This is a genomic window from Streptomyces sp. NPDC059255 (assembly GCF_042752355.1).
Classification (GTDB): domain Bacteria; phylum Actinomycetota; class Actinomycetes; order Streptomycetales; family Streptomycetaceae; genus Streptomyces.
The window spans coordinates 1-12,947 of the sequence record NZ_JBHYZP010000037.1 but is presented as its reverse complement, the minus strand read 5'-3'; the positions used below and the strand labels follow the sequence as shown (position 1 = coordinate 12,947).

Annotated in this window: 9 protein-coding genes; 5 read left to right on the top strand and 4 right to left on the bottom strand. The window is 69.0% G+C overall.

Annotation, left to right across the window (positions count from 1 at the left end; genetic code table 11):
• Positions 1-153 precede the first annotated feature (153 nt).
• The 3 genes from ACFXKG_RS32595 to ACFXKG_RS32585 all read left to right on the top strand — a co-directional run bounded on the left by ACFXKG_RS32595 (position 154) and on the right by ACFXKG_RS32585 (position 4,681).
• On the top strand, positions 154-2,508 hold the full coding sequence (locus ACFXKG_RS32595) for a hypothetical protein (RefSeq protein WP_384846694.1): 2,355 nt from the start codon (positions 154-156) through the stop codon (positions 2,506-2,508).
• Between the two features lie 289 nt (positions 2,509-2,797).
• Positions 2,798-4,444 (top strand): glycoside hydrolase family 13 protein, encoded by a 1,647-nt coding sequence (locus ACFXKG_RS32590; RefSeq protein WP_384846692.1) that lies wholly within the window; start codon positions 2,798-2,800, stop codon positions 4,442-4,444.
• A gap of 87 nt (positions 4,445-4,531) precedes the next feature.
• Positions 4,532-4,681, top strand: a complete 150-nt coding sequence (locus ACFXKG_RS32585; protein WP_384846690.1) for a hypothetical protein — start codon at positions 4,532-4,534, stop codon at positions 4,679-4,681.
• 5 nt (positions 4,682-4,686) lie between these two features.
• Here the strand turns inward: ACFXKG_RS32585 and ACFXKG_RS32580 are convergent, their stop codons facing one another.
• On the bottom strand, positions 4,687-5,124 hold the full coding sequence (locus tag ACFXKG_RS32580; protein WP_384846688.1) for a pyridoxamine 5'-phosphate oxidase family protein: 438 nt from the start codon (positions 5,122-5,124) through the stop codon (positions 4,687-4,689).
• Positions 5,125-6,212: 1,088 nt separating this feature from the next.
• Here ACFXKG_RS32580 and ACFXKG_RS32575 point away from each other — a divergent pair.
• Both ACFXKG_RS32575 and ACFXKG_RS32570 read left to right on the top strand, forming a co-directional pair.
• Complete coding sequence (locus tag ACFXKG_RS32575) at positions 6,213-6,422, top strand: hypothetical protein (RefSeq protein WP_384846686.1); 210 nt, start codon at positions 6,213-6,215, stop codon at positions 6,420-6,422.
• A 515-nt stretch (positions 6,423-6,937) separates the two neighbouring features.
• Entirely contained in the window at positions 6,938-8,098 is a 1,161-nt protein-coding gene (locus tag ACFXKG_RS32570) for a glycoside hydrolase family 30 beta sandwich domain-containing protein (protein ID WP_384846684.1), read from the top strand.
• Here ACFXKG_RS32570 and ACFXKG_RS32565 read toward each other — a convergent pair.
• From ACFXKG_RS32565 to ACFXKG_RS32555, 3 genes are all read right to left on the bottom strand, one after another.
• Positions 8,095-10,047 (bottom strand): M56 family metallopeptidase, encoded by a 1,953-nt coding sequence (locus ACFXKG_RS32565; protein WP_384846682.1) that lies wholly within the window; start codon positions 10,045-10,047, stop codon positions 8,095-8,097. The genes ACFXKG_RS32570 and ACFXKG_RS32565 overlap by 4 nt on opposite strands.
• A gap of 23 nt (positions 10,048-10,070) precedes the next feature.
• Entirely contained in the window at positions 10,071-10,583 is a 513-nt protein-coding gene (locus ACFXKG_RS32560) for a hypothetical protein (RefSeq protein ID WP_384846680.1), read from the bottom strand.
• A gap of 691 nt (positions 10,584-11,274) precedes the next feature.
• Entirely contained in the window at positions 11,275-12,813 is a 1,539-nt protein-coding gene (locus tag ACFXKG_RS32555; RefSeq protein ID WP_384846678.1) for a hypothetical protein, read from the bottom strand.
• Positions 12,814-12,947: the final 134 nt, after the last annotated feature.

Genomic DNA, 12,947 nt, shown 5'->3' with positions numbered 1-12,947 from the left:
ATGCGTAACTTCAGCGGCCGCTGGAGACGTTAAACCGCCGGAAACAAGAGCGCAATACCCCTTGACCAATGGGCTTTCCGATTGAGACCGTCCGTGTCACGACAGTGAAGATAGGCATTATCACGACCGTGCGTGGCCAGACAGGAGCAGACGATGACAACCCCGCATGCCGAAGGCCCCCGCCTCAGCCGTCGAGGTCTTCTCGGCGCAGCGCTCGCAGCCGGCGTCGTACTGATCGCCGATCCCACCCCCGTGACGGCGCGCGCCGCGGACGGAGATGTCACCCTGACCGCCGGCGGGATCAGCCTGCTGGCGAGCACCGGCGGCCGGCTCGCCATCCGCGACGCGGCCGGTGTCACCCGCTGCGCCGGGTCGAAGTTCCAGATCAAGGACCGGCTCACCGGCATCCACCTGTCGACCGGCGGCACCCCCGCACTGGCCACCCTGCAGGACGGGACACCAGCGATCCGGATGGATTACACCTTCGACGCGGCCGCCGGGCCGGCCACCGTCACCGGCTGGTTCAGCGTCACCACCGGGCACGCGCGGCTGGAGTGGCGGATCACCGGCGCGGACACCCTGGTGCCGGACGGCTTCCTGTTCAGCCGGGCGATCCAGGCGCCGACCGCGCCCGACGACTACATCGCGATCACCGAATGGGTCCGCGACGCCGGTGGCGGCATCCCCTACGAGGAAACCACCGGCGTCGCGCACACCTCGGCCTGGGGCAGCCTGCACGGACTGTTCCTGCTGGACCGCTCACGCCAGGCCTGGACGAACGCGACCTGGATCCACGCGCCGGGGACGGCCGACCCGGCCGGCGGGTGGACCAGCGGGGCCGACTTCTTCTTCACCGGGACCAGGCCGTCGGCCACAGCCACCATCGGCCGCGGCCGCGACATCGGCCTCGAACTGACCACCGACCGCGACTTCAACCTCTACCAGGTCCCCGGCGAGCCGATGCGGCTCACCGCCCTGATCGCGAACGGCGGCGCCGCACGAACAGCCGAACTGGAGCTGTCGGTACGCGACTTCGACGGCGCGCAGCTGGCCGCCACCACCGTGACCGGCAGCATTCCCGCGGCGGGCACCTGGCAGCACACCTTCACCGTGCCCGCGCCGGCCGCCGGCATCGTGCTCGCCGAGGCCGTCGTACGGTCCGCGGACGACGAGGCGTTCGCCCGGACCAACCTCGCGACCCTGCCGCCGTACACTTACCAGGCCGGTACGGACAGCATGTTCGGGATCGCCAACTACCCGTGGCTGCAACGGCCGAGCGCCGACGCGCTGCTCGATCTCTGGCAGCGGGCCGGCATCTCGCTCGTCCGTATCGCCTACGACGGCGGCCCGGGCCTGCCGCCCTCGGCGTTCGACGCGCGGGGCATGCGCCACAACATCGAACTGCAACCGTCGCTCGAAGCGAGCGACACCGAGGCCGCAGCCTGGGCGGCCGACAAGCTGGCCGTGGCGCAAGGGGCCGGAGCAGGCTACTTCGAGGTCGGCAACGAACTGAACCGGCCGTTCAACACCGGAGCAGCCGCCCAGGCATACCTGGACAAGGCACTGCGCCCGGTCTTCGACCGGCGGGCCGCGACCGGCGCCGCCGTCAAGCTGATGAACAACGGGCTCGCCGGGATGGACAAGCCCTGGGTGGAGAACTTCATCGCCGCCGGCGGCTGGGACCTGATCGACGCGTTCGCCTATCACCCCGGCCGCGGCAACTTCACCCCGGACTACATACCGCCGGGCGACGACTGGGGCACCGGCGCCGAAGGCACGTACTGGAACTTCTACGGCGGCCTGAAGCAACTGAAGACGCTGATGGCGCAGCACGGCGAGAAGGAGATCTGGCTGACCGAGGCATACGCGCCGACGAAACCGAACAGCTGGTGGCACGACACCTATCGGCACGCCGCCGAGAACGTCCTGCTCACCCTGGCACTGGCGAAAGCCGAAGGCGTCACCTGCGTGTGCTGGTACCAGTTCCACGACGGCGTGCTGGGCATGCCGCAGATCGCCGATCCGGACAACGTCGAATACCACTACGGGCTGATGAACCGCGATCTCAGCCCGAAGCCGTCGCTCCTGGCGTACGCGACCGCGGCCCGCGTACTCGATCGGGCCACCTTCCGGGGCCGGCTGGCCTTCCCCGACCCGCAGACCTTCGGCCTGTGGTTCGACACACCCGACGGCCCGGCGGTCGTGCTGTGGAACCGGGCCGACGGGTACCTGCTGAACACCTCCGGCGGGCGCACCGACGGGCACTTCCCCGCCCCTGAGGTCTGGGTCGACCCCTGGCCGACCAAGACCCACCTCACCGTCACCGCCGGCAGCACCGTACGCCGGCTGGACGCCATCGGGCGCAGCCGGCAGCTGTCACCGGCCCAGGGCCGGGTGACCCTCACACTCGACGGCGCACCACGCATCTTCTACGGCCTGACACCACTGGCCGAGTCCGGCACCAACACACTGGCCGGCTGCCGACTGCGCGACCGCGCGCCGAAGTGACCGCGATGACATCCTCGTGGTGCCCTGAGGCGCGCCGGCTCCGCGGGCCCGGCGACCAGCCGTCGCAGCCGCCCGGACCACCCGGACCGCCCGGGAGTCGTTCCGCAACGTAATCGTCCCGCCCCGCGCCGGGCATCGTCACCACCGCGGCCATCACTTTCATCATGGCCTCGGCGATCACAACGCCGCTCTGCCGACGCCGTGCCGACGGCCGGACCGTCGCCGGACCGGCCGCCAGCACGGTGAAGCAGCCGCCCCACACCCCTGCGCCCAAGGAGCAATCAGCCGCATGTCCGTTCCCGGTACCTCACCCTGGTGGCGCAGCGCCGTCATCTACCAGGTCTACATCCGCAGTTTCGCCGACCACGACGGCGACGGCGTCGGCGACATCGCCGGCATCCGCTCGCGTCTGCCGTATCTCCAGTCGCTCGGCGTGGACGCCATCTGGATCAACCCCTGGTACAAGTCGCCGATGGCCGACCACGGTTACGACGTGGCCGACTACCGCGCCATCGATGAGCTGTTCGGCACCGTGGCCGATGCCGAGCAGCTCATCGCAGAGGCGCACCGGCACGGGATCCGCGTCATCCCCGACATCGTCCCGAACCACACCTCCGACCGGCACGCCTGGTTCCAGGCGGCCCTGGCCTCGGGCCCCGGCAGCCCGGAGCGCGAGCGGTACATCTTCCGGCCCGGCCGCGGCCCCGACAACACCCGGCCGCCCAACAACTGGATCTCCGAATTCGGCGGCCCGGCCTGGACCCGGCTGCCCGACGGAGACTGGTACCTGCACCTGTTCGCCCCTGAGCAGCCCGACCTCAACTGGAACCACCCCGACGTCCACGCCGAGTTCGAAGCCGTCCTGCGGTACTGGTTCGGCCGGGGCGTGGACGGCTTCCGCATCGACGTCGCCCACGGCCTCGTCAAGGACCCCGACCTGCCCGACCTGCCACCCCGACCGGACACGGCGGCCCAAGAGCCCCGGCAGCACCTCGACCACCCGCACTGGGACCGCGACGGGGTGCACGACATCTTCCGTGCCTGGCGCAAGGTCGCCGACGAGTTCGAGGGTGACCGGTGCTTCGTCGCCGAAGCCTGGGCGGACACCCCCGAACGCCTCGCCGCCTACGTCCGAGAAGACGCCCTGCACACCGCGTTCAACTTCGACTTCCTCATGGCCGACTGGAACCCCCAGGACCTGCGCACGGTCATCGACGACTCCCTCACCATGCTCGGCGCCGTCGGCGCACCCGCCACCTGGGTCCTCTCCAACCACGACGTCAAACGCCACCCCAGCCGCTACGGCCGCAAAGCCGCCAAGCGCTGGGCCGCCGGCGAGCGCTACGAACCCGGCGGCCCCCTGGACCTGCCCCTGGGCACACGCCGCGCCCGCGCCGCCGCCCTCCTCACCCTCGCCCTCCCCGGCGGCGCCTACATCTACCAGGGCGAGGAACTCGGCCTCCCCGAAGTCGAGGACCTGCCCGACGACGCCCTGCAGGACCCCATCTGGGAACGCTCCGGACACACCGACACCGGCCGCGACGGCTGCCGGGTGCCCATCCCCTGGTCCGGACAGCACCCGCCGTTCGGTTTCAGCCCCGACAACGCCACCGTCACACCCTGGCTGCCCCAGCCCGCCGACTGGAACGGGCTCACCGTCGAGGCACAGACCGGCGACCCGACCTCCGTGCTGGAGCTCTACCGCGCCGCCCTGCACCTGCGCCGCGCACACCCCGCCCTCGGCGACGGCACCCTCACCTGGCTGGACACGCCACCCGGCGTCCTCGCCTTCCACCGCGACCCCGGCTTCCTCTGCGTGGTCAACCTCTCCGCCACCCCCTACCCGCTCCCCGACCACACATCCGTCCTCCTCTCCAGCGCCTCTGTCGAGAACGGAACGCTGGCGACGGATCACGCGGTCTGGCTCGACGTCTAGAGAGCCGCGGCGCGGGCACCGGGCCGCGTGTCCGCACCGCAGGGTTCCCGCGTCCGCCGGGGCTCGTCAGGGCGTTACGCGCAGCCCGTGAGCCGCGTTGCCGGGCTCGGCGTCAACGACGTGATGAGCCACTGCGACACCGCGCTGCTGCGGCTCGGGGACCGTTGCGCAGTCTTTCCGGTCTACGTCGGGCTGGTGGTCCTCGCCCACGGCCACCCGGGTGGCCGTGGGCGCTGATCGGCTCAGCGAGTGGCCGCATAGCTCAGATCGTGGGCCGTCAGGGACGAGGGGATCAGCCGCAGCCACACCGTGCCGCGCTGATCGGGATCATCATGCAGGTAGCGGACGAAGCGTGAATCCCAGCGGGACTCATTCGTGCCCAGATAACGGACCAACTTGCGGCGCCCACGCGGGACGTCGAAAGGAACGAGTTCGGCGCAGCCACGGGCAATGACCTGTCGGACAAGCCCCGTAGCGATGTCACATACGTCCACCACAAGAGCGGTCTGCGGATCCGCGCTCACCCGGTGAAACAGCTTGGTCCACGGCCCGGTCAGAACCCAGAAGGCGCTCTCCTCCCACAGAAACCACACAGGCCACACGCTCGGTCCCTCGGTAGCGATGCGCGCGGTGAGCGGCTGGCTGAGGAAGACATCAACGTCAAAGGGAGGAGGCGTCACGTCTCCATGCTCGTGCTTCCAAACACCGCCGAACACCCCGACCTTCGGCCCAGGCCGAGTCATCGGCATACCTGATACATCCTGGTTGATCCTGACAGATCCTGGTAGATAAGGAACAAGCTACGAGCCTGATGCTGTCGGGGCCGTGCGAATGCTGCGCCTCGACCAGGTTGACCGCGATGGCGCCAGGGCGTGCTGGACGTGAGTACGCGGGTGTGGTGAGTCGGTGGCCGCCGCGGTGTTCATGGACGGTGAGCGACAGCGCCTTCATTGCGGCGTGGGCCCCGGCCGCGCCCCGGGCCGGGGGCGCCGCGGGCAGGGGGTCGGCCAGGGGGGGGGAGACCGGGTACGCACAGACACACCCGAAGAGGCGGCCATATTCCACGCGGCTCTGTCCGCAATTCCGTGAATCCCCAGGTCAGGGAAGGGAACGAAGGATCGTTTCAGCAGCGTGTTTCCTGCCGTGGCGAGCAAGACGGTTGAGGCTGTGCTGTCTCCCGGGATCGATGTGCGAGTGGAGCGCGTCAGCAACTCCTCCGCCGTCCTGGTGGTGGGGGCGGTGTCCACCGGTCGGCGGGGCCGGTGCCCGGGCTGCCGGAAGCAGGCGAGACGCGCGCACCGTACGTATCAACGAATTTTGGACGAGAGGCCGTTGGGCAGCCGTCAGATCATGGTGCGGCTTCGGGTACGGCGGTTCTTCTGCGACCGGAGGAGCTCTGTTCCCGCCGGACGTCCGTCGAGCAGGTCGTCGGTCTGAGCGAGCGGTACCGCCGGTCGAGCGTCGGGTTGACGGAGTGGCTGCGGTCGGTCGCGGTGCGGCTGTGCGGCTGTGCGGCTGTGCCGGAGGTTACGGCTGGCCGCGGGCCGGACCCGGCTCCGGAGCCTCCTGACGGCACCATCGGCTCGGAGACGTTCGCGGCCTGGCTCGGGGAACATCCCGGTGCGGAGATCATCTGCCGCGACCGGGCCTGTCCGCCGCAGTGGAGAGGGCCTGTCACCGGCACCGCGACTGCCCGCGCAAACACGCCGAGCCGGAGCCGGAGGCGACAGTGCCGGAACCGGTCCCGATGCAACTGCCGGTACCGGAGATGCCCCGCACGCAGATCATCGAGCGGAACCGTCACCGCTACGAGGACATCCACCGCCTGGCGGACAGGGGCTGGACGATCAGCGCCATCGTCCGCCGTCTGAACCTCGACCGCAAGACCGTGCGCCGCTTCCGCGACGCCGCCCTCGCGCCGACCCTGCGCGGCCGGCGCGGGCCCGCGAGCCGGGGCTGGTCCCGTCCGACGACATAGCGTCGGCGGGCTTCCTCAAGGAGACCGCCCGCCGAGCCGAGCCCGGTCCGGCGGTCCGCGTGATCCGCGACGACCTCCCCGCCCGAAAGGCGTCCGTGGTCCGCACATGGCCGTATCAGGCCGAGCGCGCCCCGTCAGGCGACAAGGGCCACGCAAGGGCTTGACGGCGCGAAGGGCTACTTCTACGTTCCTCTCACCGCCATCACCATCAGCAGAACTCCCCGGAATCATTCGCTCTGGAGTCCGCAATGAAGAGGGATCTTCCCGCATGCGCCCTACCATGGGAGCGCTCCCATTCGCATTTCCCTCTCCTCACGTAGTTGCCGGGGCGCGCAGATCGACGACGACGTTCAGAAGGAGGAGGAATGACGTTACGCCGAGATGAATCCACGCCCGGCGGGCCGGGATCTCCAAGTCGGAGGTCTGTTCTGGCCACGATGGGAGCCCTGCCGGTTCTTGTGACCGCGACGTCGGCCGCGACGGCCTCCGGGGTACCTTCCGCGGCGGCCGCCGACGTGGTCGTCGACCCGTCGGCCGTGCGGCAGACGATTCGCGGCTTCGGCGGAATGAACCACACGGTCTGGATCAGCGACCTGACGCCGGCCCAGAGGGACACGGCATTCGGCAACGGCGAGGGGCAGTTGGGGTTCTCCGTGCTGAGGATTCCCGTCCACGAGGACCGCGCGAACTGGAGCCGCGAGGTGGCGACGGCGAGGCGGGCTGCCGAGCTCGGCGCGACCGTCATCGCGTCGCCGTGGAATCCGCCCACCCAGATGGTCGAGATCTTCGTCCGCGGCAGTCAGACCGACGCGAGGCGACTCCGGTACGACATGTACGGCGCCTACGCGCAGCACCTGAACGACTTCGTCGGGTTCATGAGGAACAACGGGGTGAATCTTTATGCCATCTCGCTGCAGAACGAGCCCGACTACGCGCACGACTGGACGTGGTGGACCCCTGCCGAGATGATCCGCTTCCTGCGCGAGAACGCCGGCTCGATCAGCACCAAAGTCATCGCCCCGGAGTCCTTCCAGTACGTGAAGAGCTTCTCGGACCCGATCCTCAACAACTCCCAAGCACTCGCCAACCTGGACATTCTCGGGGCCCACCTCTACGGCACGCAGTACCAGAACTTCCCCTACCCCCTCTTCAAGCAACAGGGCGGAGGCAAGGAGCTCTGGATGACCGAGGTCTACCATCCCAACAGCAGCGACTCGGCCGACCTCTGGCCCCAGGCGCTCGATGTGGGAGAACACATGCACCGCGCCCTGGTGGAAGCCGAGTTCCAGGCATACGTGTGGTGGTACATCCGCCGAGGCTACGGGCCCATGCGGGAGGACGGTCGCATCAGCAAACGTGGCGCCAACATGGCCCACTTCTCGAAGTTCGTCCGCCCAGGACATGTACGGATCGAGGCAACCTCGAATCCGCAGTCGAACGTCTACACCTCGGCGTACAAGGGTGGCGGCTCCCAGATCGTCATCGTCGCCATCAACAAGGGCGCATCACCGCTGAGTCAGTCGTTCGCCCTGCGCAACAACAGCTCATCCGGCGTGTCGTCCTGGCTGACGGACGCAAGCAGCAACCTCGCCCCCCAGGGCAGGATCAGCATGTCCAACGGTTCCTTCACAGGCCGGCTTCCCGCTCGAAGCGTGACCACCTTCGTGACCGGTTAGCACTCCAGTCGCGCTTCTCCATTTGTCCTGGTCACAGGGTCTTCTGGGAGTCCAATGGGCTGACGCTCCGTGAGGCTGGCCGTGGTTCGTGACTCACCCGATCGGGGTGCGTGCGGCGCCGGTAGTGGCGGCGTCGGCCGGAGATCGTTGAGGTGTGCGAGGGGGATCTGGGCGGAGCCGTACCACGAGATGGCCTCCAGTTTACTGCCCGGGTCTTGGCTTCCTGAGCGGCACTGGATTGCGTACCCCTTGGTGGTCCACGTGAGCAGCAGCCGCCAGCTCTCAGCGCCCTCGTGCGTGGGGAAGACGGGGAACGCCAGCGTCTCGCTCATCGTCCGTTCCAGCGCGGCACAATCACGGTGTGCCTGCCCTGAGTCGTCCATGCCGCGCCCGGCCGCGCTGAGGTCGGCCTCCAAGCGCTTCAGAAGACCGGTACCGCCTCCGTCGTACCAGGCCACGACTCGCGCCCGGGTGCGGGCGTCGTACCGGGGCGGTTCCGGCGGCTGCCTTATCGGCCACCGGCCAAGTGGGTGGGGCCCCATTTCACCCGTCGGACCTTCGCCGATACCGGCGAGCGGATCGGTGATGAAGAACGCGATCATCATCAGGAAGCCCACAGTCAGGGCACGCCTCGTTCTCGGCGCGCGATGGACACCGGCCGGCCCACGGCGCGGGTCGTCTCCAGCCGACACGGCCGGCGAGAGCTCCAGGGGCTCGGGTTTGCGGCGCGGGCGTATGGCGATCAAGGTGGCGATGACGAGCGGGGTCGCCAGATATGCCAGCGATCTGACCACGCCCTGTGGGAGCGTACCGTTCTCCAGCCACAAGATCACCGTGATCAGAAGTGTCAGGTACGCGGCAATAAAGAGAAGGAGCTGTAATTTGGTGCCTCCCTTGTCCGCCACCGGAGGGCAGGTCAGCGTGTGGTGACGCTCGGCCCAGTTCGGGTGTGAGCGCCAGATGCGGGTGAGTCGTGCCATCGTGGCACCGGACGCGCGGCTCGGCCGCTGCGCGCCCCACACCGACGGGTCGGCCCCGCACATCACCGCGTCGTGGTCGGCGACCAGTTCACGGTGCCGCAGAATGTCCGCGCGAGCCAGGTACGTCTGCACCACCAGCCCGGCGGCCAGAGCGAACGACGCAGGGCCCGGTGCACCGCCATCCCAGTACACACGTTCCGTTCCCAGCAGGCTCTCCTGGAACAACAGCCACCCGTTCAGCAGGAGATACGGACCGAGCACCAGCGCCAGGAAGACCCGCCACAGGGCCACCGTGAGATACGCGAGGTCGACGTCGCGGTTGCGCACATGCGCCAGCTCGTGGAGTACGACGGCGTCGAACTGGCCCGGGTCGGTCGACCTGCGCACCAGCAGACCCGCGTGCAGGCAGACCGTGTAGCGTCCCGCTCGGCCGAAGGCGACCGCTCCGGCCGACATCGCCCGGGGATTGACCACGAACGTCGGGGCACTGGTGGAAGGCACACCGGCTTGCCGCACCAGCCCGGCGAGGTGGCTCGCCAGAGGTTCTCGGCCGCGCGGCGCGCCGGGCGGGCCTGTGACGGCCGCCGTCCTCGACGCGCCGGCGGCGAGCAGGAGAGGGAGCCGCCCACGGCGCAGTTTCCAGTGCGGCAGCCGCCAGTACAGGGTCAGTGCGGCCGCGGACACGAGGCAGGTGTACCAGAACGACGCGTACACCGCGGTCCGGGCCGCGCCCGACCGGCACCCGGCCAGGCCCTCGTGGAACTGGACCGCGAGCAGAGCGCGCCATGCCGGTGTGTGCACGTCCACTCCCGCCTCCGCCGCACAGTGCGGGAGCGACGTGAGGGAGAGGAGGGTCAGCACCGATGCGCCCAGGAGCACGGTGCTGCTCGCCAGCAGCACCATGACCAGCAGGAGAAATCTTCGGGTCGAGGCGCGCCCTGTGAGGTCCCGTGACTCGACGGAGATCAACGCTGCGGCCCCTCTCCACTGTGTCAGTTCGCTGCTTGCCCGTCACTTTGCTGCGACTGCGACTGAGACTCCGGGTCCGGGTCCTGCTCGGACGGTCGGCCGCGTGCCAGCCGAGCGACGACGGCGTCCGCCAGACGCCGCGACTCGTCGGTACCGATGCCGGCTTCGGCCGCCTGCTCGCGTATACGCCGGTGCACAGCATCCAACTCGTCACCGGTCAGCGTCGGTTCCGCGAGAGACTCCTGCCCCCGGGACCGCCGCCGGAACAACCGGCGTGCGCGCGCAACGATGCCGTCCACGGTGGTCCCGACCCCACGAGAGACGAATTCATTGATGACGAGCCATACGATGGGAGTGACCAGAGGGGTGACTTCGGTGAGCCCGAAGCCGAGGCCCTCCTCGCCCCTTCCGCGTCCCGCTAGTGCCGCTGTGGTCTGAGCATCATCCAGCGGCTCCAGAGCGTCCAGGATTATCAACTCATGCGGGGCTTGGTCGGCCACGATGTCCCTGACAAGCGAACGCATTGCCGTGTCCATAACAGTGATGCTACTGAACTCGACTGGGTGGTGTCGGGCTTTTCGCCCAACAGCGTCCGCCGCCGGACGACGAGCCGGCATGCCGCTGCTCGATGGGCAGACCGCACGAACCAAGGCTGCTCGTACGCCTCACGTGCGCCCCTGACCGCGTCCTCGTGGTGCAGGTGCTCGACGACGAAGCCACGGATGTCGTCGCGTACCGCGTCGGCGTCCCACCCGGCCCTCGACAGCAGGTGCTGCAGACCGTACGGGGTAGCGTCCCCGGTCTGCTCGGCGAGCGTCCGGCAGTTCTTGCGCGGCAGGTCCGACACCAGTCCGAACACGAACGCCCGTGCCCGGAGCCGTGGTTCCACCTGGCCGAACCGTCCCGCGATCCGGCCCGTCCAGAACCTCGAACGCTTCCTGTCGGCGGGCAGGATCTACGCTGCGACCTGCGGCCACCGCCCGATCTCCTGTCTTCACACACCAGCACGCAACCGCGTCGCACACGCCCCTGCTGTGTGAACACGAGCCCGTCGCGTCCGGCGAATCCCGCCGGTGTTACGCCCGCGGTTCCTCCTGGCGTCGACGGCTCGGCACCCAGGTAGGCGCTGCCCCGGATTGCCGGCAGCGACCAGCAGGTCAAGGTCGATGGCTCCGGGGCGAGACAGCGTGACGGCGGTGGTGGCGGCCGGGTCGGCACCACCTGCGGTCACCGCATCACCCCATCGTTCTCTCCCGGGCTGCCGGATCCAGGACCGGCCTTCGGAGACGGGTCGTGGTCGCGGACATAGACGGTGACTCGCGCCCCGTTGACATGAGTCGTTCCGTACTCACGGAAGTGGCGCCGCAGGGTGCTTGTTTTGGCGTCCTCCTGCGGGTTGGTCGGCGAGTGCGCACCGGCCGGGTCGCGGACCGCGACGATCCGGTCGAATTCCAGCATGCGTGCCGCAATGTCCTGGGCCGGAAGCTCGACACCTGCAAGTGTGTTCGATGAAACGGGGTCCTGTGCCAGGGCCAGATCCGTCAGGAACCGGGTGTCCTCGGGGTTGGCCTCGGTCCAGACCCGGTGGCGTCCGGAGAGATAGAGCAGCCCGTCACCGGGACGGCCTTCCTCGCGTACGGTGGCACCGATCGCGATGACGTCAGTGCTGCGGCTCTGGGGCGTCCTCAGCGAAAGGCTCGGAGGGACGAGCGCGGCCAGTACGGCAACCGCCGCGATCCACGCCTTGCGAGAAGACCGCTGCAGCCGGTGGAAGTAATCCATCCAGGCGCCCAGCAGCAACGCAATTCCGATACTGCTGTAGAGCACATACCGGTCGACGAAAAGGGGCTTGACCGGTGAGACGATCAGCAGCAGAAGGCCCGGCAGCACAAGTATCGGCAGAGCCAGCGCGGGAAGCCGCACGGGCCCCCTCACCCCCAGGGGCGCCCGGGCACACGCCACGCCCACGACCGCCACGGCCAGGAAACCAAGAAGCCCCACCAGTCCGGGCCAGCCGATCCAGGACACCTGCCCCGACTGCCCCGCACTGGAGATGGCGAGCGGCAACAGCCCGGCCGCAACGCCCGCGGCAGTCACACTCCACGCCCTCAGCACCGGTCGCGGAACACGGGAGGCGACCAGTGTGACGCCGTGTGCGACCAGGGCGAGGACCGCGAACTCATGGAGCAGACAGGCCAGCAGCATGGTGGAGCCATAGACCGCCCACCGCCACCGGGCGCGATGCTGGACGCTGACCACGAGCGCATAGGTGGCCCAGGTGACCAGGGCACACACCATGGCGTACGAGCGGCCTTCCTGCGCGTACCGCTGGATCTGGGGAAGGAGCGGAAACACCAGCCCGGCCAGCAGCCCGGCACGGGGTCCCGCCAGGCGCAGCCCCAGAAGCCCGACTCCGCTCGCCGCCACGGACATGGCCAGCACGGACGGCAGCCGCAACGTCAGCAGCCCCCCGCCGAAGAGGCCGAAGATCTCATGCATCACGGCGTAGTAAAGGGCATGGACCAGGTCAACATTCTGGGCGGTGAGCCATATCTGCGAAAGATCGCGGTGCGCGAGCTGGTAGGTGACGGCCTCGTCCCCCCACATACTGTTGTCCCTGCGGACACCCCAGAGCCCTAGAGCGATGGTCAGCGACAAGGGCGCGATGACGACAGCGGTTTTGGCCGGGCTGCATGCTTGTCCACGGGCGGGTTCGGGCGGGGAAGCTGTCCTGGCCGTGGCGGGGGCGTGTTCGTCAAGGGACATCGGTGACAGGGCCTTTCAGCGGTGGCGAGGACTCTCCGCCAGCGTGCCCGGGGCTCGTTGACCGGTTGCTGATCCAACCTGATCGGCCGATCAGGAAGGCGGGCTCGCGGTGTGCGAGGCTGCATCACATGCGC